Annotated in this window: 18 protein-coding genes; 6 read left to right on the top strand and 12 right to left on the bottom strand. The window is 44.1% G+C overall.

Features of this window, described 5'->3' with window-relative positions; all coding sequences use genetic code 11:
• Window positions 1-533 precede the first annotated feature (533 nt).
• The gene (gene polA / locus DS891_RS21450; RefSeq protein ID WP_174170895.1) at window positions 534-3,290 is read right to left on the bottom strand and encodes a DNA polymerase I; all 2,757 of its coding nucleotides are present in this window, start codon (window positions 3,288-3,290) and stop codon (window positions 534-536) included.
• 432 nt (window positions 3,291-3,722) lie between these two features.
• Here polA and elbB point away from each other — a divergent pair, with 432 nt between their 5' ends.
• From elbB to DS891_RS21465, 3 genes are all read left to right on the top strand, one after another.
• A complete protein-coding gene (elbB, locus tag DS891_RS21455) occupies window positions 3,723-4,373 on the top strand; it encodes an isoprenoid biosynthesis glyoxalase ElbB (protein ID WP_039494621.1) in 651 nt (216 codons plus the stop codon).
• 244 nt (window positions 4,374-4,617) lie between these two features.
• Window positions 4,618-5,010 (top strand): cytochrome c5 family protein, encoded by a 393-nt coding sequence (locus DS891_RS21460; protein ID WP_010607776.1) that lies wholly within the window; start codon window positions 4,618-4,620, stop codon window positions 5,008-5,010.
• A 222-nt stretch (window positions 5,011-5,232) separates the two neighbouring features.
• Complete coding sequence (locus DS891_RS21465; RefSeq protein WP_174170896.1) at window positions 5,233-7,803, top strand: diguanylate cyclase; 2,571 nt, start codon at window positions 5,233-5,235, stop codon at window positions 7,801-7,803.
• Here DS891_RS21465 and rep read toward each other — a convergent pair.
• Window positions 7,789-9,804 carry a DNA helicase Rep gene (rep, locus tag DS891_RS21470; protein WP_010607774.1) on the bottom strand — a complete coding sequence of 672 codons (2,016 nt, stop codon included), beginning with the start codon at window positions 9,802-9,804 and terminating at the stop codon, window positions 7,789-7,791. The genes DS891_RS21465 and rep overlap by 15 nt on opposite strands.
• 191 nt (window positions 9,805-9,995) lie before the next feature.
• Between rep and DS891_RS21475 the strand changes: the two genes are divergently transcribed.
• Window positions 9,996-10,265, top strand: coding sequence for an accessory factor UbiK family protein (locus DS891_RS21475; RefSeq protein ID WP_010376312.1), 270 nt, complete (start codon window positions 9,996-9,998; stop codon window positions 10,263-10,265).
• A gap of 66 nt (window positions 10,266-10,331) precedes the next feature.
• Here the strand turns inward: DS891_RS21475 and can are convergent, their stop codons facing one another.
• The 9 genes from can to ilvG form a co-directional block, all read right to left on the bottom strand.
• A complete protein-coding gene (gene can / locus DS891_RS21480; protein WP_010607772.1) occupies window positions 10,332-11,000 on the bottom strand; it encodes a carbonate dehydratase in 669 nt (222 codons plus the stop codon).
• Window positions 11,000-12,196, bottom strand: a complete 1,197-nt coding sequence (locus DS891_RS21485) for a methyltransferase (protein ID WP_010607771.1) — start codon at window positions 12,194-12,196, stop codon at window positions 11,000-11,002. Before DS891_RS21485 ends, can begins: the two co-directional genes overlap by 1 nt.
• 27 nt (window positions 12,197-12,223) lie before the next feature.
• Entirely contained in the window at window positions 12,224-13,276 is a 1,053-nt protein-coding gene (locus tag DS891_RS21490) for an ABC transporter substrate-binding protein (protein WP_174170936.1), read from the bottom strand.
• A 122-nt stretch (window positions 13,277-13,398) separates the two neighbouring features.
• Window positions 13,399-13,833, bottom strand: coding sequence for a hypothetical protein (locus DS891_RS21495; protein WP_010607769.1), 435 nt, complete (start codon window positions 13,831-13,833; stop codon window positions 13,399-13,401).
• Between the two features lie 57 nt (window positions 13,834-13,890).
• Entirely contained in the window at window positions 13,891-15,432 is a 1,542-nt protein-coding gene (gene ilvA, locus DS891_RS21500; protein ID WP_174170897.1) for a threonine ammonia-lyase, biosynthetic, read from the bottom strand.
• Window positions 15,433-15,434: 2 nt separating this feature from the next.
• The gene (gene ilvD / locus DS891_RS21505) at window positions 15,435-17,291 is read right to left on the bottom strand and encodes a dihydroxy-acid dehydratase (protein ID WP_174170898.1); all 1,857 of its coding nucleotides are present in this window, start codon (window positions 17,289-17,291) and stop codon (window positions 15,435-15,437) included.
• Between the two features lie 92 nt (window positions 17,292-17,383).
• Window positions 17,384-18,307 carry a branched-chain amino acid transaminase gene (locus tag DS891_RS21510; RefSeq protein ID WP_174170899.1) on the bottom strand — a complete coding sequence of 308 codons (924 nt, stop codon included), beginning with the start codon at window positions 18,305-18,307 and terminating at the stop codon, window positions 17,384-17,386.
• A gap of 20 nt (window positions 18,308-18,327) precedes the next feature.
• Window positions 18,328-18,570 carry an acetolactate synthase 2 small subunit gene (gene ilvM / locus DS891_RS21515; RefSeq protein WP_010376329.1) on the bottom strand — a complete coding sequence of 81 codons (243 nt, stop codon included), beginning with the start codon at window positions 18,568-18,570 and terminating at the stop codon, window positions 18,328-18,330.
• Complete coding sequence (gene ilvG, locus DS891_RS21520) at window positions 18,567-20,228, bottom strand: acetolactate synthase 2 catalytic subunit (RefSeq protein ID WP_174170900.1); 1,662 nt, start codon at window positions 20,226-20,228, stop codon at window positions 18,567-18,569. Before ilvG ends, ilvM begins: the two co-directional genes overlap by 4 nt.
• A gap of 528 nt (window positions 20,229-20,756) precedes the next feature.
• On the opposite strand from ilvG, the gene DS891_RS21525 reads away from it, so the two are divergent.
• Together DS891_RS21525 and DS891_RS21530 are read left to right on the top strand one after the other, a co-directional pair.
• Window positions 20,757-21,632 carry a TraB/GumN family protein gene (locus DS891_RS21525; RefSeq protein ID WP_010607763.1) on the top strand — a complete coding sequence of 292 codons (876 nt, stop codon included), beginning with the start codon at window positions 20,757-20,759 and terminating at the stop codon, window positions 21,630-21,632.
• A 159-nt stretch (window positions 21,633-21,791) separates the two neighbouring features.
• On the top strand, window positions 21,792-22,409 hold the full coding sequence (locus DS891_RS21530) for a hypothetical protein (RefSeq protein ID WP_010607762.1): 618 nt from the start codon (window positions 21,792-21,794) through the stop codon (window positions 22,407-22,409).
• On the opposite strand, the gene DS891_RS21535 is transcribed toward DS891_RS21530, so the two are convergent.
• Window positions 22,395-24,122, bottom strand: a complete 1,728-nt coding sequence (locus DS891_RS21535; RefSeq protein WP_174170901.1) for a response regulator — start codon at window positions 24,120-24,122, stop codon at window positions 22,395-22,397. The genes DS891_RS21530 and DS891_RS21535 overlap by 15 nt on opposite strands.
• Window positions 24,123-24,168 lie beyond the last annotated feature (46 nt).

Consider the following 24,168-nt stretch of genomic DNA (forward strand, 5'->3'; position numbering starts at 1 on the left):
ATAAACTCGTCGTTATGTTGGAATACTTTTACGCCCATCGTATTCACTTTATAGCGAGAAAATAGCCTTAGTAGCCAAGCAAAAACGTTGTGATTTAGCTACCCTAAACGATCAATTTTTAACGAAGTTAATAGGGGTTTCATATGCACATTGATTGGGGAGTTAAATCAATTGCTATCATCTTTGATAAGAGAAGAAAAAGACGGCCCGTAAAAATTACGAGCCGCTATAGCAATCTGGGGAGAAGCTATCAATACACTGTATCCTCTTTCGAGAGATACATCATCAACAGGATGTCCTACAGGATGAGGACGGCGCGAACTCTAACAAATAGACGTCCAGAAATAAACACCAAAAAGCAAAACTTGAGCCAATTTGATAAACTTTCAACGTTAATTTATTTTTTGTTACTAGGGATTAACAGAAGCTACAAAATTAAGACGCTGTGCTGCTAGTGTATACTTGCAAACAAAGATGAATGAAGTTGCACTAATCTAAACGCATAGTGCAACTCGGGTAGATTTTAATATCGACTAGTGTGCTTGTTCCCAGTTATCACCACTGTCAGCTTCAACTAATAACGGTACATCAAGTACTGCCGCAGCGCTCATCAACTCACAGATTTTTTCACTGTATTCAGCAACTTTATCGCTGTGTACTTCAAACACCAATTCATCGTGCACTTGCATGAGCAACTGGATATCATTGCTATCACAGCTTTGTAGCCATTCATCCACTTTAATCATCGCTTTTTTGATGATGTCCGCCGCAGTGCCCTGCATCGGTGCATTGATGGCTGCACGTTCTGCTGCTTTTCTGCGAGCGCCATTACGCGCATTGATATCCGGTAGATACAAGCGGCGACCGAATAAGGTTTCTACATACCCTTTATCAGCAGCCTCTTCACGCGTGCGCTCCATATACTCTAATACACCAGGGAAGCGTTCAAAGTACATATCCATATAATGTTGCGCTTCATTTCTTGGAATATCTAACTGACGTGACAGACCAAACGCACTCATGCCATAGATCAGACCAAAGTTAACCGCTTTGGCTTTGCGGCGCATATCAGAAGTCACTTCCTCAAGCGGCACGGAAAACACTTCAGACGCCGTTGCACTGTGTACATCTTTACCTTCAGCAAAGGCACTCAACAACCCTTTGTCTTGTGACAAATGTGCCATGATCCTAAGCTCGATTTGGCTGTAATCCGCAGCAACGATTTGTTTATTATTGTCGGCAACAAATGCCTGACGAATACGACGTCCCGCTTCATTACGGATCGGAATATTTTGCAAGTTAGGATCACTTGAGCTTAAACGGCCCGTTGCGGTAACGGCTTGATGATAAGAAGTGTGCACGCGACCGGTATCCGCATTAACCAATTTTGGTAATTTGTCGGTATAGGTTGATTTCAGCTTAGCCAAGCCACGGTGCTCAATAATAAGTTTTGGCAGTGGATAATCATGCGCCAACTCTTGTAGCACTTCTTCGGCCGTTGAAGGCGCGCCTTTTGGCGTTTTCTTAATCACTGGCAGCTCAAGTTTGTCGAACAGTATCGCTTGTAGTTGCTTTGTTGAACTCAGGTTGAACTCCTCACCTGCAATTTCAAAAGCTTGTTGTTCAAGCTCACCTAAGCGTTTTTCAATCTCGATACTTTGCTTCGCTAGCATATCGCCATCGATGTGCACACCGGTGCGTTCAATGCGAGAAAGTACGCTCAGCAGTGGTAATTCAATCTCTGTAAATACCTGCTTAAGGCGATTTTCTTTTTCAATTAACGGCCAGAGATGTTGATGCAATCTCAGCGTAATGTCTGCGTCTTCCGCTGCATAAGGTGCCGCCTTTTCTAGCTCAATTTGATTAAAGGTCAGTTGGTTCTTACCTTTGCCTGCGATGTCTTCAAAGCTAATGGTTTTATGGCCTAAATATTTTAGCGCCAAGGAGTCCATATCGTGGCGAGTTCCTACGCTGTTAAATACGTAAGACTCTAACATGGTATCAAAAGCGATCCCCTGCAGTTCAAGCCCTGCACGAGCAAGCACACTTTGATCATATTTTAAATTTTGACCCACTTTTTTGATCTGAGGATCTGCAAGTAGCGGTGCCATGATCTCGAACACTATGTCTTGAGAAAGCTGCTCAGGTGCTCCCACATAGTCGTGATTGATCGGTAAGTAAGCCGCTTCGCCCGGTGCAACCGCAAAGCTCATTCCAACTAGATCCGCCTGCATATAGTTAACGCTGGTGGTTTCAGTATCAAAAGCGATGAGCTGGGCTGCTTTTAACTTAGTTACCCAGTCATCAAGCTGTGCTCTTGTCAAAATGGTCTCGTACTGGGTGTCGACCTGCGCTGCCGCAGGCGCCGACCCTTCAGCCTCCACATCAACGATATCAGCTTGTGACTGACCATCCAGCAATTCAGCTAACCAACGCTTAAATTCACACTGACCATATAGCTCGATTAAGCGATCTTTATCCATCTCAGCTATCTTAAATTGCTCTAAGTCTTGCTCTACTTCACAATCCAGCTTAATGGTGGCTAATTCATACGACAGTTTTAGCTGCGCTTGGTGTTCCTCTAGTTTTTTCGCCATGGTTTTTGAGCCACGAAAACCTAAATCAGCAATTTTGTCTAAGTTTTCGTAAAGCGAGTCAATAGAGCCTAATCCCTGCAGCATCGCCAATGCCGTTTTTTCACCAACGCCAGGTACGCCCGGAATATTATCGACCTTATCTCCCATTAACGCGAGATAGTCGATGATCAAGTCAGGACCAATACCAAACTTATCCACTACCCCTTCAGGGTCTAAGATCGTATTCGTCATTGTGTTGATCAACGTGACATGTTCATTGACCAATTGCGCCATATCCTTATCACCAGTGCTGATTAGCACATGGCGACTTTGCTCTGACGCTATTTTAGAGAATGTACCGATCACGTCATCGGCCTCGACACCACTAATACTTACCAGTGGCAGGCCCATTGCTTTAATTATTTCGTGGATCGGCTCAATTTGCGTTCTCAGATCATCCGGCATAGGCGGACGATGCGCTTTATACTCGCTATACATTTCGTTGCGGAAAGTTGGCCCTTTAGCGTCAAAGACTACTACCATATGACTTGGTTGATATTGCTTAAGCAAACTCTTAAGCATATTGATCACACCGTAGATCGCACCAGTTGCTTCACCTTTCGAATTTGTTAAATGTGGTGGCGCATGATAAGCACGAAATAAATAGGAAGAACCATCAACCAAGATCAACGGATTTTGAGGGATCTGAGACATAAATATTGGATCCTAAATTAGTCTTTTGTGGAGTAGAATGTAAGGATGCCACAAGGCACAAGATAAAACGAGTTTCGCGTTATCTCATCATTTAGATAAATCGTGCTGCACCTGTGGATAACTTTGTAGACAAACACGAAAAATCGCTCCGAAACTTTGTTGTAAAAGTCAGAGTGTAAATTAAAACTTTGATTTACTTGCGCTTTTTGTGCCTTTTTTATTGTTATTATCTTTACCGCTTTGTGGATAAAGAATTTTTTTAGTCACGCTTAACAAACTAGGTGAGTAAAAAATAGCCTGATTTTCTCAAGCGGAGGAGTATACTAACACAATTGATCAAAGATCATAGAAGATCCTTTATAATTTTTTAATTCGTGCATAATTCTTTTTATGCATATAGCGCGCATGATGTGACATTGAAGGGAGAAATGAATGAAAAAAGTAGCGGTAATTTTAAGTGGCTGTGGTGTATTCGACGGTGCCGAGATCCACGAGTCAGTATTAACACTACTCAATCTTGAAAAAGCAGGGGCAAGCTATCAGTGCTTTGCACCTAATATTGATCAATTCCATGTGATCAATCACATCACCGGTGAAGAACAAGATGAACGTCGTAATGTTCTTGTTGAAGCCGCCCGCATTGCACGCGGAGAAATTGCAGATCTGGAAACATTAAGTGCTGACGAATTCGATGCTTTGGTATTACCAGGAGGTTTTGGTGTAGCAAAGAACCTTTCCGATTTTGCTTTTAAAGGCGCAGACTCTACGATCCTTGAAAGCGTAAAGCGCGTATGTCGTGAGTTCAATCATCAGCAAAAGCCTATTGCTTATTTATGTATTGCACCAGCACTCATCGCCCATATCCATACACCGGGTACACTCGCGACCATAGGTAATGATGTTGATACCGCAGCGGCAGTTAATACGCTTGGTGCAAAGCACGTGGATTGTGAAGTGACCGAGATCGTCGTTGATGATAATGAAAAAGTGATTAGTACACCGGCATACATGCTGGCGTCATCCATCCTTGAAGCCGCGACAGGTATCGAAAAGGCGGTGACGAAACTAATCGAAATGGCATAAAAGCGATCGCTTCTCCTACCCATTCGTAATAGTAAAGGAAAACGTTAGAGCCGATCGACTCACATTTCGGCCTAACGTTATTGCAAATTTAGGCGAAAAAGCTTGCCCTAACGCAATAAATTAATGGTTTTAACCATTTATACTCAAGTTTACGTTTTATAAATGAACAGGTGACGTTATAATCCCAATAATTCCGTCATCCATTATCGTGATTGAACACGTTCAAACGAAGTGAGCAAGGTAAATGAAAAAACTTTCAGCAGCACTTTTATTGCTATCAACAGCCGCAGTTGCGCAACCATACGACAATTCTTTAACTGAAGAAGCGATTAAGAAACGTCTTCAGCCTATCGGCTCAGTATATTTAGCTGGTGCTGAAAGTGCTGCAGAAGCCGAGCCATCAGGACCTCGTTCAGGTGAGCAAGTTTATCAAGCAGCATGTTTTGCTTGTCACGGCACAGGCGCACTAGGTGCACCAAAAACAGCTGACGATTGGGCGCCTCGCATTGCCAAAGGTAAAGACGTATTACTAGACCATGCGATCAATGGCTTCAATGCAATGCCTCCTCGTGGTACTTGTATGAACTGCTCGGATGATGAGATTGCAGCGGCAATTGATTTCATGACAAGCAAATAAATATTTCAACTTCTCTATATTAGGGTAAAAAGACTTATTGGACAGTGCAGCGTTTATCGCTGCATTTTCGTCTCAATATAGTGCCATAAAAGCCATGATTAACGCTGGCTTGATATCGCTCTATAAAACGAGCAGGAATGAGAAATTTACACTTGACCGCTTCGGCTAAAAGTGAAACTATTAAGCTCAATAATTAAACAACAATAAGAACTGGTTTCGTCATTGGAAGAGCCACAACAGCAGGTTAGGAGACTATCTCGGCGAACCGCCAGATTAGAGTCTTTACTTAAAAAGTATAAAAGAAAGTCTCAACTTCAATACACACTAATTCAGTTATCAGAACAGGCTAGTACTGTTGCTGAGCTTACCTTGTTGTATCCCGCAATCCACAATATTCTGTCTCAATATTTACCTAGCAAAAGCTTTTATGTTGTCCTGCAAAATCGCTTTACTCAAGCGCTTGAGCTATCGTATTTTGTTGATGAGAAAGATGGTATTTCTGTCCCTCTTCATGAAGCACATCACTTCAAAGATGGTGTAACTGGGTTTGTATTTAAAACCGGTGAAACTGTTTACCTCACCAAAGACGACATGCTATCGCGAGCCAATGCTGGCGATTTTAAGATAATGGGTAGTCAAGCAGAGCATTGGGTAGGTGTACCTATCTATCGCGATGGCGCAATCATTGGCGTTATGGTGTCGCAAAGCTACAAAGCGGAACAATCCTATAGCGATCATCAAGTTGAATTGCTTGAAGTGATGTCATTATATTTGGCCACAGCGATTGAACGCGTTAAAAAGCGTGAGTTACTAGAGTCTGAAGTGAAAATTCGCACGCGGGCACTAATGCAAAGTAATGAAGCTCTTAATAAAGAAATAGAAAACCGCAAGCGTGCGCTAGAAAGACAGCAAATCTTATTCAAGATCTCTGAATTAGCAACCCAGTTCTCCGATATTGACGATGTTTACCAACAAGTTCACGACATTATTCGTTCTATTACTTTTGCCGACAATCTTTATATTGCACTTTACGATAAAGAGACGAATTGGCTCACCTTCCCGTATAGCGTTGATGAAAAAACCAGTTACAACCCTCGTCCATTTGCAAAAGGGTATAGTGAGCTGGTCATTCGTACTGAGCAAAGCCAATTAATAGACAGTACCCGTGCCAAAGCCTTAGCACTAGAGGGCACGGTAGAGCGCCCTGCAGGCTATAACCACAAGCTTGCTGCAACGAGTTGGCTTGGTGCACCATTAAAAACGGCTACTGGCGTCATCGGTCTGATCGCATGCCAAGCTTACGAGCACAAACACGAATTTAATTATGATGATGTTGAGCTGATCTCGTTTGTATCTAATCAAATTGCCTCTGTACTACAAACGCACCTAGCGAACCAAGCGCTTAAGATCAGTCACCAGCAGTTAGAACATCGAGTTGCGGAGAAGACCAAAGAGCTACAGCAAGCCAATTTACATCTACAAATGCAGATGGAAGAGCGCAAGAAGATTGAGCAACAGCTTTATCATGATGCCCATCATGATTCACTCACGGGTCTACCAAACCGTAGTTTGTTTTTAACTCAGCTCGAAAAGACGCTGCAAAAACATCATCGTTACCCCGAAGATAACTTTGCCGTTCTCTTTATCGATTTAGATAAGTTTAAAGACATAAATGATGAATTAGGTCACCAAGCAGGCGATCAGTTTTTGGTGTGGGTGGCACAGTCATTCTTAGAGTGTATTCGTGAACACGATTTATTAGCACGACTTGCCGGTGATGAGTTCGTGATCTTACTTGATCACCTAACCGATCGTCAGCAAGCGGAAGATGTCGCCAAGCGTATTATCAAAGTCATGCAACAACCTTTCTGCTTGAAAGGAGTATGCATGCAAAGTGGTGCCAGCATAGGTATCACCTATAGTAATAAGCTGTATCGTAACACCGATGAAATTATCAGAGATGCCGATGCGGCAATGTACTATGCCAAAAACGCTGGCCGTGGTCGCTATGAATTTTATCATCCATTACTTACCGCAAGCTCAAACGCTCAGAAGCAACAAGAACAGCATCACTTAGATAAGCTCCCTACTCACTTCCGCTGCACGGAAATCGTAAACTGGTCAGATAGCGCCCAGCCAATTGGCTTTTTGGAAGCCTTTGGCGAACATCCAGTATTAGGCAGCACCAGTTTTGATATTCTGAAAAAGTTTGCCGCAGAAAAAACTCAGCTGCTTGAAATTGAATTGCATCTACTAAACAAAGCGCAAGAAATAGCACGTAACCGCGATGAAGATATGCTATTTGGTTGTTCTGCAATGTTACTAGAAAGTGCACATTTTGACGCGTTAAAGCAGCAGCTACAGCGGCAAGACAAAACACTTTGTTTACTCTTCGAAGAGAGCGAAATTCGCTTTGCTTCTAGTCAGCAAGTATTAAATCTCAGAGCCTTGGCCGATATGGGGATCCCTATCGGACTGAATAATTTTGGTAAAGATCGCTGCGATCTAACCCTGATCAGCCAAGTTGACTTTACCTATGTCTTATTAAGCTCGACGTTTAGTAAACGCGTCTTACAACAAACGAGTTATGAGGTTCAATTGCAAGGTATTTTAGCCGTTACTAAAGTGAAGAATATTAAGGTCATCGCCCGAGGTCCTGCGATTTTAAACTTTAGAAGCTTACTGGAAAAGCATGGCTTGCAGCTATTTTTTGGCAAACAGCAAATGTTGGATAAGGGCAACGAACGTGTAGCCTTTATCCAAAATTTTGATAACGAATCAGTCCCGTCTTAGCATTGCCCGTAAATTCGCAACGTTAGATTTACCTTTTTCCATTCGTTCTGCCTGTGTCGCTACAGGCTTTTTCCCTTCAATTTGTAAATCATCTTGCGGCAATTCTTGTACAAAGCGGCTCAGCTCTGGGGTGATTTGCTCACCAAATTGACGACGACTTTTGGTATAAGTCAATGTTAGGGTTTGCTGAGCGCGAGTTATACCAACATAGGCCAAACGCCTTTCCTCTTCGACATTATCTTCGTCAATACTCGTTTGGTGGGGTAGTAACCCTTCTTCCATCCCCACCATAAATACGTGTGGATATTCAAGACCTTTGGACGCATGCAGCGTTAATAACTGCACTGCATCTGAGTCATCTTCCTCTTCATTGCGCTCAAGCATATCTCTTAATGTGAGTTTGCTTACCACTTCTGGCAGTGTCATGGCGGGGTTATCAGCATCTCCCGTGAGCATATCACTTATCCAACGGTATAGTTCTGATACGTTTTTCATCCGCATTTCCGCCGCTTTAGCGCTGGGAGATGACTCGTAAAGATACGCTTCGTAATTAATTTCACGGATCATATCTTTTACCGCTTCCAAGGTATCTCCGCGGGTTGCTCGGTCGGAAAGCTCAACCACCCAGCGCGCAAATCCCATCAATGCATTTAAGCCACGACCCGCCAAACGGTCCGCAAGCTCTGACTCAAAACACGCCGCAAATAGACTAATATGACGCTCGTTGGCAAAGCTTCCTAGCTTTTCTAATGTTACCGGACCAATCTCGCGTCGTGGGGTATTGACGATACGTAAAAATGCGTTGTCATCATCTTGATTCACTAAGAACCGCAAATAAGCCATGATGTCTTTGATTTCACTGCGTGCAAAGAACGACATACCGCCACTAATTTTGTATGGAATACGGTTGGTCATGAGTGCTTTTTCAAACACTCTAGCTTGGTGATTTCCACGATAGAGCAATGCATAGTCGCGATAGCTGGTACGTTTCATAAACTTGTGTGAAATGATCTCGGCGACCACACGCTCCGCTTCATGTTCTTCATCACGAGTCGCTATCACACGGATCGGATCGCCATACCCCAGTTCACTAAACAGCTGTTTATCAAATTCATGGGGATTGTTGGCGATAAGGATATTCGCAGCCTTTAGGATCCGCCCTGCGCTACGATAGTTTTGCTCCAACTTGATAAGTCTTAGGCCTGGAAAGTCTTTGCTCAGTAGCACTAAGTTTTGCGGTTTAGCGCCACGCCATGAATAGATAGACTGATCATCGTCACCAACCACAGTAAAACGTGCGCGCTCACCTACCAGCAATTTCACTAACTGGTACTGGCTGGTATTGGTATCTTGATACTCATCCACCAGCAAATAGCGGAAACGTTGCTGCCAGCGCTCTCTCACATCAACTGACTGATTCAAAAGCAAAGTTGGGATCATAATAAGATCGTCAAAGTCTAGGGCATTGTAAGCACGCAGCTGTGTTTGATAACGCGCATAAAGCTGAGCGAATAGCGCTTTTTGTGGCTCTCGCGCTTCTCGAATAGCACGCTCAGGCAAAATAAGCTCGTTCTTCCAGTTACCAATCTGCATTTTCAGCAAATTGAGTAAGTCTTTATCACGCTCAAGCTCTTTTTCAGTGAGTTCACTTAACAACTGATTCGTGTCTTGATCATCAAACAAGGAAAAGCCAGGTTTATACCCTAAGGTCTTGACCTCTTTTTTAATGATTTCCAGCCCTAATGTATGGAATGTCGACACCCACAAACCCTTAGCTTCTTGCTTGCCCAAAGTTTGTGCCACACGTTCACGCATTTCTTTCGCCGCTTTGTTGGTAAAGGTGACCGCTGCGATATTCTTTGCTTTGTATTCACACTGCTGCACTAGGTAGGCAATTTTATTGGTAATAACCCGGGTTTTACCTGAGCCCGCACCTGCCAATACAAGGCATGGACCACTGATATATTTTACCGCTTCGTCTTGTTTTGGGTTGAGCTTCATGCAACTAATCCGGTTATCTTCTCGCTTGGCACAATGTTGGCTACAACTGTCAGTGCTGAGGGGTTGAGGAATTCTTATAAACAGGCCCTAGTTTATCGTATCCATGTAAAACTATGAAGCGAACCTTTTCCGTCTGCGGCGCATAAGGTAAGATGGACTTTGTATACTGACTCGCAAGCTAAGGTAAGAAGATGATTAATCCAGCCAAAATTGAAGAAATTGCTAAGCAAATTTCCAGTAACATGCCACAGGGCGTAAAAAATCTTGCTGAAACATTTGAAGCAAGAACGAAACAGGCGATCCAGAGCAAATTATCAGAAATGGATTTTGTTAGCAGAGAAGAGTTTGATATTCAAAGCAAAGTGCTGATCCGCACGCGTGAAAAGTTGGTTGAACTTGAAGAAAAAGTGGCGCAGTTAGAAGCACAACTTGCCAGCCAAGCATCCGACTCGCAGGAATAAGCAACCACAGCTTCGGATAGTAAAGCGTGCGCTTGTGGCGCACGCAATCTCTAAACTCTGTTGACCCTAGCAATAGCGCTGGTTCACACCAAGCAGAGACTTTTCATAGCAAAGCGACAGTTGCTCCATATTTTCTACGGCGTTCACCACCTCATTTAAGAGGCCATCAGCAAGGCCATAAACCCACCCGTGTACCGTCAAAGCTTGACCTCGCTGCCAAGCATCTTGAACGATATTGCTCTGACACACGTTACGCACCTGTTCTATCACATTTAACTCGCAAAGCGCCGCACACTGCTTTTCTTTGCTCACTTGTTCAATAATCGCTTGGTGTTTCTCTTTCACATCAGCGACATGACGCAGCCAGTTATCGATAAGGCCAAACTTAGCATTATCGAGCACCGCTTGCACTCCACCGCAACCGTAGTGACCGACCACCATAATGTGATCTACTTTGAGCACCTCAACCGCATACTGCATGACCGACAAACAGTTGTGATCAGTATGCACCACGACATTGGCAACATTGCGGTGAACAAACAATTCTCCAGGCATTAAGTCAACAATCTCGTTGGCAGGCACACGAGAGTCAGAGCAGCCGATCCATAGATAATCTGGATTCTGTTGTTGCGACAGTTTTTTGAAAAACTCAGGATCACTGGCATTGGTGCGATCTGCCCACTGTTTATTATTATCGAGTAAGTGACTCAGTGGACTTGGGCTCGTATTACACATTAATGGTTCTCCGACTGACGTTCAGCCTGTATCAAAATATTCCTTGGGGTGAGCGACTTTTCGCAAAAAGTACTAAGGGTGACATCATACCCAGCTGCTTGCAGATATAAAACCCTATCCAGGACCAACCAGATCTCAATCGCACGACGAAACACGTGTCGTACTAGCTCAATTCTGTCCGTTACTTGCTTTCGTTCACGCCCAATACGTTCATATTGGTCAAAATCAATTCCATCAGGTAGGACGAGCTGCTTCTGCTCAGCTGCCCAATAACAGAATTCACTAAACGACCCCGAAAAAATAGCCTTATTGACCGAAGGCACACTCACGTAATGTTTATCTGCGGTAAGTTCTCTGCGCAGCGCATCAAACCCTAAGCGCCAACTCACCTCTTTTTTACGTACTTGTGCCACTCTCCCGGGTGCTGTAACTGTCTCTTGCAGCGCTAACTTCATATCGTGATGAGATAAGTTGAGCTGACTCTGCTGTGCTTCAACACTCATGGCTTGATAATCAGGTGGTGTAAATAAGTGATAGCAGCATGGAGAGAGCGATAGCTTTTTCATGCCATTCGCCACTGCTTGGTGCATAAATACACGATGTAATTCACCACATGCATGCAGGGCAATACCATGGCGGTTTTCAACGAAGTGGTGATGTATGTCATCTTTCAACACGTCGGCACAATGAAAATGCAAGTTTAGATTTTGCCGCTTCGCACTTTCCTCTCCTTGTCGACACAGATCCGCTTGAAGCTCAATACTGTTCACTTCAGGCGCGCCATGATAAGAAAGCAATCGGCCTAAATGACCTTTACCTGCGCACCACTCTAGTACCGATGCTTTAGTTTCGTTTACTGCGGCAACAAAGTCTTGAAGTTGCTCTAATTTACGTCCCTTTATGCCATTGCTCAGCCAAAACGGTAACTCATCTCTACGGCCCACTTTTTGCGGTAAAGCACTTAAGACCGTAAGTTGTTCAAGTTCGGGAATATAGCGACTAAAAAAAGTAAAAAGGGCATCAGTGTCACTGTCTAATGTTGATACTGCATCGTCGCTTAATCGCAGTAATTCAGATTGTAGTTGTGGCCAAGGAATAGTGAGATGCTCAAAAGCAACGACTTGCCAATATTGTCGGGTATCGAATAATAATTTATCTAGAAGTTGAAAGCGTTTGCTCGGTTCCACAATGGCCACGGTTGTCAGGGAAACAATACCCTTATTCTAGCGTAATTGTTGATGATATTTACGAGAAAAAATTAAGTGGATATACATTGGAATACAAACCAATGTCAAAATCGCTGCAATAATCAACACCCAAGATAACTTAGGTTGTTCATTCTTCACTTCTGAATAAATAAAGCGCGCTTTGTGTTCATGAAACTGACTCACATCTAAGTGATATAGCTGTGCTATCCATTGCCATTTTGCCGTTGACATTGTTCCAATTGGAATATTAGCCACCTTTATGAACTCCGTTAACTTCTCTGCCTCAAATGCGAGCTGTTCCAAGGATTTTTGGGTAGCGTATTGCTGCTTCGTTATCGCTAAGGTTTCTTCTAGATGTAACATAGCGTATCGCCAACCTTTAAGGCTCGCACGACGAAAGCGTTTAACAAGCTCAGGGCGGTTTTCTAGTACGCTTTCCGTAGTAAAGAGCACGTCAGCATAAACGTTTAAACCAAACTGCTTTGGGCAAATTTCACGGGTTGATAGACCGCTTTGCTGTACTGCATAGGGCTCATTGGTGCTATAAACTTGCATCGCATCAAATTTACCAGCGATAAAGTCTTTCAGTGGCTCATTGCCTGAATACAAGCGCATATTTTGTGTATTGACGCCGGCACGTTGCAACATCATGAGCAACTCACCGTTTTCTGTGTGTCCTAAATGACTGAGGCGTTTCCCCTGAAAATCACGAGGAACATAAATATCACTGTCGGCTCCTACCATCCAACAATAAGGAGAAGACTGTAACACCGCTGCAAGCGCCACAAAGGGTTTACCATTGAGTCTTTGTTTTAAGAGGCCTGAGTGAAACACTCCAAACTGAGCTTGACCATATAACACACGAAAATCAACGTTAGGATTATTGGGATCGGCAGGAAGAATATGAACGTCTAACCCTTCCCTATGATAAAACCCTTTTTCCTTTGCCATATAGTAACCAGCAAACTGAAATTGATGTGTCCACTTTAACTGTAATGTGACTTTTTCAAGGGCTGCAATTTGAGTGCTCAAAAATAAAAGTAATAACGCAACATAGTACCTAAACATCATATCCTTGCGTTTTTCAACTGATAATAGCTAACTATAGTTTAAGGTGCTCAGGCTGCCATTAAGATTGGGTAAGTATTGAATATGAAAGTGAGTTAAGTACTACTTTAACTGACTAGGATTCAAAGTAGTTGTACTTTGCAATTCTCTATATGTGTACCTAGTATGTTCTTAAGGTGATGATAGATCTGCTCCTGGCTGCCTTTGCACATAATGTCATAGCCATTACCATTATTCTTCTCGATGATCCCAAGGTAATTATCATCAATAGCGACAGACTCAACTTGCGCTATTGGCATCATAATTTTATTTGCCCCGTAGATGAGCATTAACTTCTCGCCCTCTTTTAATAGCATTTGCTCTGGGCGTCTGTTGGTACCTGTACCACCTTGGAATACGACCGATATCACTGTTATTGCAAACGCAATTGGCAAGAAAAGTGTGTGTTCGAACAGATCTGGCCAAAGCGCGCTCGCACCAAAATATAAGCCCGCAAGCAGTAAAAGCCTTGCAACTAACGTTATGAAGATGTCCTTATTTGTTCTTTTTCTAATCATGTAATTCACTGATAAAATTAGGTACTTTCATGGCCAGCGTACCTAATTCAGTACTTATTATCCAGCCTTTTGCTTTGCTAACTGCTCGCCATGCAAAAAGCGTGTAAAACACGGGTTATCTGTTTCTTCTTGAAATTGATACGCTAACTTTGCAAGATGTTCATCAAAGCGCTCATAATCACTGGGCTCTACTTCAAAAGCGGCTAACACATTGCCTTGTGCCGCGCCGTGATTGCGATAATGAAATAAAGTAATATTCCAATTACAGCCGAGCATGTCTAAAAAGCGCGCTAATGCGCCTGGATATTCAGGAAATTCAAACCGCAATAAACGTTCATTCATGACGCTCGGCGGTTTGCCGCCTACCATATATCTCACATGTAACTTTGCCAGTTCGTTATCTGATAAGTCATCAAACAGGTAGCCGTTTTGATGCAACGAAGCGGTTAACTCAGTTAGCTCTTGCTGGCCATTTCTAAGCCCAACACCAACAAAAATTTGCGCTTCGCCACAGCCGGCATAGCGATAGTTAAACTCAGTGATCGCTCGGCCACCAAGAGAGTGACAAAAACGCTTAAAGCTGCCTTTTTCTTCAGGAATAGTCACCCCGAGCAATGCTTCATGTTTAGCACCTAGCGCCGTTCTTTCGGCGATATACCTCAACCGATCGAAGTTTAAATTAGCGCCTGACAAGATAGCCGCAACACTCAGCCCCTTTTCGCCCGTTTGCGCGAGCCACTTCTTCAAGCCCGCAGTTGATAACGCGCCGGAAGGCTCTGCAGTTGCTCTCGTCTCCACAAAAATATCTTGAACCGCCGCACAAATTTCATCGGCATTAACCGTCACGACTTCGTCGCAGAACTTTTGTGCTAATCGAAAAGTTTCTGTACCAATAAGCTTTACCGCCACGCCGTCCGCAAAGCCTCCGACTCGCTCAAGCTCCACGGGTTCTCCCGCTTCAAGCGCGGCTTTAAGGCATGCACTGTCCTCAGCTTCTACCCCAATAATACGGATATCAGGGCGAAGTGACTTCAAATACACCGCCATTCCCGCAAGCAACCCCCCACCTCCTACGGGAATAAATACGACGTCTAGTTCATCAAGTTGCTGAATTAACTCTCGCGCCACCGTACCTTGGCCGATGATCACATCTTTATCATCAAATGGCGGGACAAAAACACCATTTTGCGCTGCACAAAGATCTAGCGCGTACTGCTTTGCCGCATCGAAGTGATGGCCGTGTAAGATCACTTCACCACCGAGCTTACGAACCGCGCTGACCTTGATCTCAGGCGTAGTCACAGGCATTACAATCGTGGCGTGCTGACCTAGATGCGTTGCACTTAGCGCAACCCCTTGAGCATGATTACCCGCAGAAGCGGTATACACCTGCGATCCTTTCGGTAACTGACGTAGCTTGTTATACGCACCACGCAATTTGAAAGAATAGACCGGCTGTTGGTCCTCTCTTTTCAGCCAAATTTGGTTACCAAGCTGGGCTGACATTTGCTCTAGTTGATTCACTTGCGTTACCTCAACGAGCGGTGCCACATTCGCCTGAATAATGGCTCTAAAGTAATCAAGCTCTTGGGAAACCATCGCTAGCCTAACTCCTCTAGTTTTTGTAAGTCACGTACCGCGCCTTTGTCTGCACTCGTTGCTAACAGTGCATAGGCTTTTAGTGCGGGACTCACATAACGTTCTCTGTTAACTGGTTTGTACGCTTCTTTACCACGAGCGAGTTGCTTTTCATGGCGCAGCGCCAACTCGGTGTCGTCCAGTTTAACGTCAATACTGCGATTATAGATGTCGATGGCGACAACATCGCCGTTTTCAACCAGCGCCAAATTGCCACCACTGGCAGCCTCTGGAGACGCATGACCAATAGAAAGTCCAGAAGTACCGCCAGAAAAACGACCATCGGTAAGTAAAGCGCAGTCTTTATCTAGCCCCATCGATTTAAGATAGCTAGTTGGGTACAGCATTTCTTGCATACCCGGACCACCTTTAGGCCCTTCGTAGCGAATGATCACTACATCACCTTTCTTAACTTGGCCACCCAGTATCCCCTCGACGGCATCGTCTTGAGATTCAAATACTACAGCGGGCCCCGTAAAGCGCAGCATTTCATCGGCCACCCCGGCACTTTTCACGATACAACCATCAGGCGCTAAGTTACCTTTCAATACTGCAAGGCCGCCATCTTGCCTAAAGGCATGCTCGATAGAGCGAATACAGCCGCCTTCACGGTCTAAATCAAGCTCATCCCAGCGATACTCTTGGCTCATAGCTTGGGTAGTGCGGATCCCAGCAGGTCCCGCGCGATAGAAAGTTTGTGCCCGTTCGTTATCACTGTCTGCGGCATTCCAACGCGCAATAACTTCACCTAGATTTCCGCCAGCAACATGCCCCACCGACAGGTCCAATTTATCGCCTCTGGCCAGCTCGTTGAGAATGGCCATAATGCCACCAGCACGGTGAACGTCTTCAATGTGATACTGTTGTGTTGCCGGAGCAACTTTACACAAAAAGGGTGTGCTACGAGATAAGCGGTCTATGTCATTCATATCAAAATCGACAAAGCCTTCTTGCGCAGCCGCCAATAAATGCAGCACGGTATTGGATGAACCGCCCATCGCGATATCTAATGTCATGGCGTTCATAAATGCGGCTTGGTTAGCAATGTTGCGTGGCAGCACTTGCTCGTTGTCTTTACCATAGTATTCATCACATAAAGCCATGATGCGACTTGCTGCGCCCAAATAAAGCTGTTGGCGGTCTTTGTGTGTCGCTAGTGTTGTACCATTACCAGGTAACGCTAAGCCCAGCGCTTCTAAAAGACAGTTCATGGAGTTGGCAGTAAACATGCCTGAACACGAACCACAAGTAGGACAAGCAGAGCGCTCAACTTGCTCAGAGTCTTCATCACTCACCGTCGGATCTGCGCCTTTTACCATGGCATCGACAAGATCCAATTTTAGATCTATATCCGCTAAACGAGTTTTTCCCGCTTCCATCGGGCCGCCGGAAACAAAGATCACCGGAATATTCAACCGCAGTGCCGCAAGTAGCATGCCTGGGGTGATTTTGTCGCAGTTAGAAATACAGACCATAGCATCGGCACAATGAGCGTTAACCATGTACTCTACCGAATCTGCAATTAAGTCTCGAGACGGAAGCGAGTAAAGCATGCCGCCGTGACCCATGGCGATACCATCATCAATAGCAATGGTATTAAATTCGCGAGGTACGCCGCCTGCTTCTGTTATCGCATCAGCCATCAATGCGCTAAGTTGATTGAGGTGAACATGACCCGGAACAAATTGGGTATATGAATTCACGACCGCAACGATCGGTTTATGGAAATCACTGTCCGTCATTCCCGTTGCTCGCCACAATGCACGAGCTCCCGCGCGTTGTCTGCCCTCAGTAGTTGTCTTGCTCCGTAATTTAGCCATGTTTCACCTTTTTCTCGGCTATGCCGAGTTCCTCATTCCCACAATTTACAATGCGCTTTTGTTCGGGGCGTTTGACCCCGATACCAATAAAATTATTCGCTTACGTACTCTAACCAGCCATTTTCGTCATCAGCTTGACCTTTAACCAAAGCGAAATAGGCCTGCTGTAACTCTTCCGTAATTGGACCTCTACCACCATTACCCACGGTAATTTTGTCTACGCTGCGAACAGGTACTACTTCCGCTGCGGTACCAACCATAAAGAACTCATCAGCAAGATAAAGCGCTTCACGAGCGATCGGCTCTTCACGTACTTCATAGCCGCGTTTTTTCGCCAAATGGATGATCGTGTCGCGCGTAAGACCAGGTAGAATACAAGCTGTGGTTGGCGGGGTATAAAGCACGCCTTTCTTCACAACAAATAAGTTCTCACCAGCGCCCTCGCTCAGATAACCATTAACATCAAGTGCGATCCCTTCAACATAACCATTACGCTTCGCCTCACCTGAAATAAGCTGTGAAGATAAGTAGTTACCACCCGCTTTAGCCGCAGTAGGCATGGTATTTGGTGCGAGGCGACTCCAAGAAGAAACACACACATCAACACCTTGTGCTAAGCCTTCTTCACCAAGGTATGCACCCCATTCCATCGCAGCGACTGTCATGTCTGCACGGTGCGATTTCGGATTTAAACCAAGACCTACATGACCTAAAAATGCAAATGGACGAAGGTAAGCATTGGTAAAGTCATTTGCGCGGATAGTCTCTTTACACGCTGCGATTACTTCCTCTTTGGTAAAAGGAATTTCCATACGGTAGATCTTCGCGGAATCAAAGAGGCGCTGAATATGATCGGTTAAGCGGAAAACAGCTGGACCATTTGGCGTATCGTAAGCACGGATCCCTTCAAAAACTGAGCTGCCATAATGTAAAGCATGACTAAGCACATGGGTGGTCGCTTGAAAATAAGGAACCATTTCACCGTTATGCCAAATTACTTCTGATGTTTGTGTCATTGTTAACTACCTTAATTCTTCTAAATTGCCTGTTTCTGTAGTGTATGCAAGTCAACCGCTTGCACTTCTACTAGCTTACTCAGTTGTGAGGTTAATAAATAGATAGGTTTGTCACTATCTACCGTCATTTTGACGTGGAATAAGTCATCTTGACCTTGTAATTCCAAATTCGTTAAGCGAAATCCGCGATGTCTGGCTACGCGTAAAAAGCGCTCCACTGCGATGCTCTGTTGTTTTACTGCAACGGTTAAATGGTGTTTCATGAAAGGCTCTCCGTCATCATTTCATCATTGGCAGCACCAGGTGGAACAAGCGGCCATACGTTTTCTTTATCGTCGATACAAGCATGTAAAATATAGGGCCCTTGCGCATTCACTATGGCGTCAACGGCGTCATCTACTTGGTTTGCATGAGTAATTGTCTGCCCAGGAATACCGAACACGGCAGCCAAAGAGACAAAATCTGGATTGTCTGACAGGTCGGTTTCACTGTAACGACCGTCAAAAAAGAGTTGCTGCCACTGTCTCACCATACCCAGCTTTTGATTGTCTAATATCAATATTTTAACTGGCAGGTTATTACGGCGGATGGTTGCCAACTCTTGAATATTCATCATGATGGAGCCGTCGCCAGATACCGTGATCACCGTGTTGTCTGGACGTGCTATCTGTGCCCCAATTGCAGCAGGTAAGCCAAATCCCATCGTGCCTGCACCGCCACTACTTAAGTGATTGCTTGGATGACTGAATTTCATGTGCTGGGCCACCCACATTTGATGTTGGCCTACATCGCAGCACACTACCGCTGTATTGGGTAGCTTCTGGCTAAGTTGATTTAACAAATACGGTGCAAATACTTTTTCGCCAGGATAGTCATAACGCCATGCATGTTGACGTTGCAGTGCTTCGATGGTCTCTAGCCATTCGCTATTAGTAACCACACATTCAAGTTGCGGCAATGACTGTTTTAAATCTGCAATAAGCGAAGCCGCTGCGGGTTTGCGTTTACCCACTTCTGCAGGGTCGATATCTAAATGGATCACCTTTGCCCCTGCAGCAAACTTTGCCAAATTCCCCGTTACACGGTCGTCAAACCGTGCCCCGATACATACCAATAAGTCGCATTGCTGAACCGCCAGATTCGCCGCCTGAGTACCGTGCATACCGAGCATTCCTAAGTCATAATCATAATCCGGCGTTACGCTGCCCAAAGCTTTTAGCGTCGATACGGCCGGCATATGGGTCTTTTCTAAAAATTGCATCAGCTGTGACTGCGCATCAGCGCTTTGCACGCCACCGCCAATGTAGGCAACAGGTCGTTTAGCGTCACATAATAATTGATTGGCTTTTGCTACTTCAGTTTGTGAAACCTTCGGCTGTTCGTCTTGTGGCGCAGCAAAAGGATGAAAAGGCACTTTAGCTAGCTGGATATCTTTAGGAATGTCGACCAACACCGGACCGGGCCGACCAGACTGCGCTAAGTACATGGCTTCTTGTAATACTTCAGCCAAGTCTTCCGCTCGCTCAACCATGTAGCTGTGCTTAGTACATGACAAAGACATGCCCAGTACATCCACCTCTTGAAAGGCATCCGAACCGATAGCAGCGGTCGGCACTTGCCCAGTGATAGCCAGTAGCGGAACTGAATCCATCATGGCATCAGCAAGTGCGGTGATAAGATTTGTAGCGCCAGGTCCAGATGTGGCAAAACAAACCCCAAGCTTACCTGTACTGCGAGCATACCCAACAGCAGCAAAACCAGCACCTTGCTCATGGCGAGTCAAGTAGTGCTTAACTGGCGCGCCATACAAAGCGTCATAAATGGGCATGATGGCACCACCTGGGTAACCAAATACGTGTTTAACGCCTTGCTCTTCTAGCACCTTGATAACAAGTTGTGCGCCGGTTGTTGAATTGCTCATGATCTGCTCTCAGTTGCCTTTTTTATGCCCTAAAACGAAAACGCCCCCCGAACCTTTTGGTGCGGGGGGCGCTTATGCTGATACTTTTCTTACAGCACTAACTAGCCCCCGCGGTAATAATAATCACCACGTTGATAATCACGACTAGTAGAGTTGCTGTTAGTAACATTGCTTGAATTCCGTAAATTTAAACTTGGCAATCATCCAGTGTAAGTACTGCGCTGCCTCTTTTTCTATTAATACCGCGCCTTGCACACTTAAGTCAACACAAAAAACTATGCTATTTAAAATTAAAAACCTGAGTTTAACGCATAAAAAAACCAAATAACCACCATTTATAGAATCAAAACAACCACACATTTTAAAATGCGAATTTTCTATTGGTTCAGCTTCGATATAACGAAAAATTTACTTTCTCGATTTGCCTATATGAAATTTTTTCTACCGCCTAAGCGTACTTCATTTTTTAGTGACATTCACATTTCGATATCGCAGACTGACCCTTTACAACCAATTTGGATCATTACTATGGTTAAAGTATTTTCACCATTGTTATTTATTTATCTTTGCTTAAGCCTTTTCAGTAATCTCGCCAACGCAGAAGTTGGCCTGTGGAAAGTAGAAAAGGACAACAAAACGTCGTACTTATTTGGTACCGTGCACGTCGGTGACGAACAAATGCATGGTTTACCAGCCAAGGTAAAAAGCGCCATTGCGAGTAGTGATAGAGTCATGGTTGAAGTGAACTTAGAGGCGCTTTCTCCATTTGCGATCCAACAGCGCTCCATGCCATTTATGCTGTTAAAAAACAACCAAACACTAAAAGATCAGCTCTCTGCAGAAGTCTATCAGAAGCTACAAGACTACTTTTCCAAAAAGCAGATAGATATCGCCTTATTTGAACGCTATGCGCCATGGGCCGTGATGATAACTATGCTACAACTGGAATATCAAAAGCTTGGATTTACCGATACCAATGGCATCGATAAACAAGTAATTGCCTACGCAAACGAAAAGAAGATCCCAATTGGTGAATTTGAAACCTTAGAATATCAGCTTGAAATGTTCAGTCAGCTGAGTATTCATAGTGACGCTATGCTCAAGGAAACATTTGCACAGATGTCTGATTTGAACACCTACTTCTTGGATTTAGTTTCCGCATGGCGAAGCGGCGATTTAGAGAAGTTATCCCATTACTATCAGGTAAGTTTTTCGGATGATAAATATGGCAAATTAGCCGAGCAATTGATGATCATTGAACGCAATAATAACTGGGTGAAAATGCTTAAAAAGCAGCTCCCCAATGAATCAACGTTTATTGCCGTTGGTGCATTACATCTTGTTGAAAAATATGGCCTTGTTGAGCAGCTTAAAAACAATGGTTATTCAGTCACCCGACTATAACACTCAGCGCTATCTTGCCAAGAGGTAAGCAGTTTACTTTGTAGGCGTGTTAAACAGATACTTCCATTAACACGCCCTAAAAAAATAAAAATCTTTTTAAACCTTTTCATTTTTATGTGCGACTTACCTTTCAAACACTCTCGTTGAAGGTAAAAAATAATGAAAAAGGTAGCGTTAGTTTTAGCATTAAGTGCAGCGGCAATGACTGCACAAGCAGAAGATTCAAAAACCATTACAGCATCATTCCCAAGCAATAGCCTAGCCGAGTTAGAAGTGGATATTGCCGTAGGTAAAATCGACCTACAAACTTACAACGGCGACACCATAGAGGTCGAAATTTTGGTTGAACCGAAAGAGTCAGACAGTTGGTTTGGTAAACCAGATGTGAGTGAGGCCACCCTAAACAGCAACACATCAGGGGATAAATTATCACTTGAGATCAATTCGGATGATTATGAACTATCTTGGCAAGTTAAGGTGCCTGTTAATTTGGCTTTAGATGTTGAGGTTGGTGTTGGCAAAATTGATATTCAAGATCTTAATAACTCTGCTGATTTAGAGGTAGGCGTAGGAAAAATTAAAATTGAGACTACCACCACCGATTTCAAAAAAGTGTCTTTAGATTCAGGTGTTGGTAAAACGGCAATGTCAGGTTTTGGCAACGTAGAAACTTCCGAAAAGAGTATGGTTGGCTCGACAACAGACTATCGTGGTCAAGGCCAGTATTCCATCGATGCAGAAGTCGGAGTTGGAAATATTCGTTTAAGACGAGACTAAGTCTCCACACTTATTCAGTAATAGCGCCACTTTGCTATGCAGCACATCCGGTTGCAACGGCTTATACAAATGAGCCGTTGCGCCAAGTGCGTAGACCTTATCCAGATCCTCCGCATTGGTATTTGCGGTCACGACCAAAATAGGCACAGCTGGATCTAGCTTTCTCAAACGCTCAGTGGCTTCAAAGCCATCCATCACAGGCATATTCAAATCCATAAGCACGATATCAAACTTACCCACCTCATATACTTCAAGGGCACCTTCACCATGTTCGACATGCGTTACCAATTTTGCTATGGGCTGAAGCATTTTTTCAATCACGCGTGCATTTAGTAAATTATCTTCCACCAGTAAAATGCGAGCCGACACCTGCTCCATTGTATGAGCCGGTACCTGTTGATTGTCAATTTCAATAGGGACTCTCAGGATTGCTCTTGTACCGATTGGCTCCCTTGCACTAAAATCTAATCGTCCTCCAAGCGCTGAGGTGAGTAATTGGCAACGCTTCAGCCCTAACTGCGTGCCTTGAAAATGCTCGCTATGCACAGCTTCTCGTAACTGCTGATAGTCGAACCCAGGCCCAGTATCTTCAACGACAAATTCTAAATATGGTGTATCTTCATCTACAACCAAATCCGCAAATACTTGAATGCTGCCACGCTCAGTAAATTTAATTGCATTATTAACCAATTCACTGATCAACCAACCAACACGCTTACAATCACAATAACAAGCCACATCTAACTCATTACTCAATGCCAAATTAAAAGCGAGAGATTTTTTGTGTGCGGTAAGTTGAAAGGCAATACAGGCTGATTTTATTACTTCTCGCAATGCGACTTGATGACGCTCAATAACCACTTCTTGCTCGGAAAGGTTATTAAAGTCTTGAACAGAATAAAGTAATACATCCAATTGATTTGCTGCGCTTTTCACATGCTGTAATTGCTGCGTGTCTTTGCTCCTCAGATATTCATCTAAATACCCCTGAATGGCCTGCAATGGTGTTCTTAGCTCGTGACTAACGCGTGCTAAAAATCGTGATTTTGAGTGTAATGCATCGTCAGCAAGCTTTCTTGCCGCCTCTAATTTATCGAGTGCTTCAGCAATTTCTCGCGCCATTGGGCGAAATACAAGTTTCGCTTCTATAAACAGTAGCAACAGTCCAAGTAGCCAGATTAACAATTCTATTTTCCTCACCATCTCTGTTTTACTTCGTGCATGCTGCTCGAATAGTGAAACGGCATCATTCAGGTTTGGGAGTATATGCTGAGACGCAGTAAAGATTTGCTCCATTAATTGAGGAGTGGATTGCTGTAACTGAGACCTTGATAAAGTGACAAAAGTATTACTTTGCAAATCCAACTGCACCGGCCCTTGGTAGTAAAGCGCTGCAAGCGCCTCATTCAGATAAATAGCCTCTCCACTACTTCCAGTTTTAGTTAAGAACTCATGATTACTTTCAAACTTATCAATGGCTTGACGTAGCGCTTCACTATCTCGTTGATTGTCTTGCGCACTATATAGCGCGATACGTTGGGACAACATCCGCTGCATACCCGCAATATTAATTACGTGTGCATCTAGGCTCTGCTGATACAGTAGATATTGCATAACCCCCATCGCCATCGACAACAATATAGCCATAGCAAGTAATGCCCCGATATAACGATTTTTAACTTTACTTATTAACGACATATTTTTGTTTTTCATCTCATAGCATTGTCTCAGCTGCAATGTTAAGTGTAGTTAACAATCG

The organism is Pseudoalteromonas sp. JC28 (assembly GCF_013319255.1).
In the GTDB taxonomy this organism is placed as follows: Bacteria; Pseudomonadota; Gammaproteobacteria; order Enterobacterales; family Alteromonadaceae; genus Pseudoalteromonas.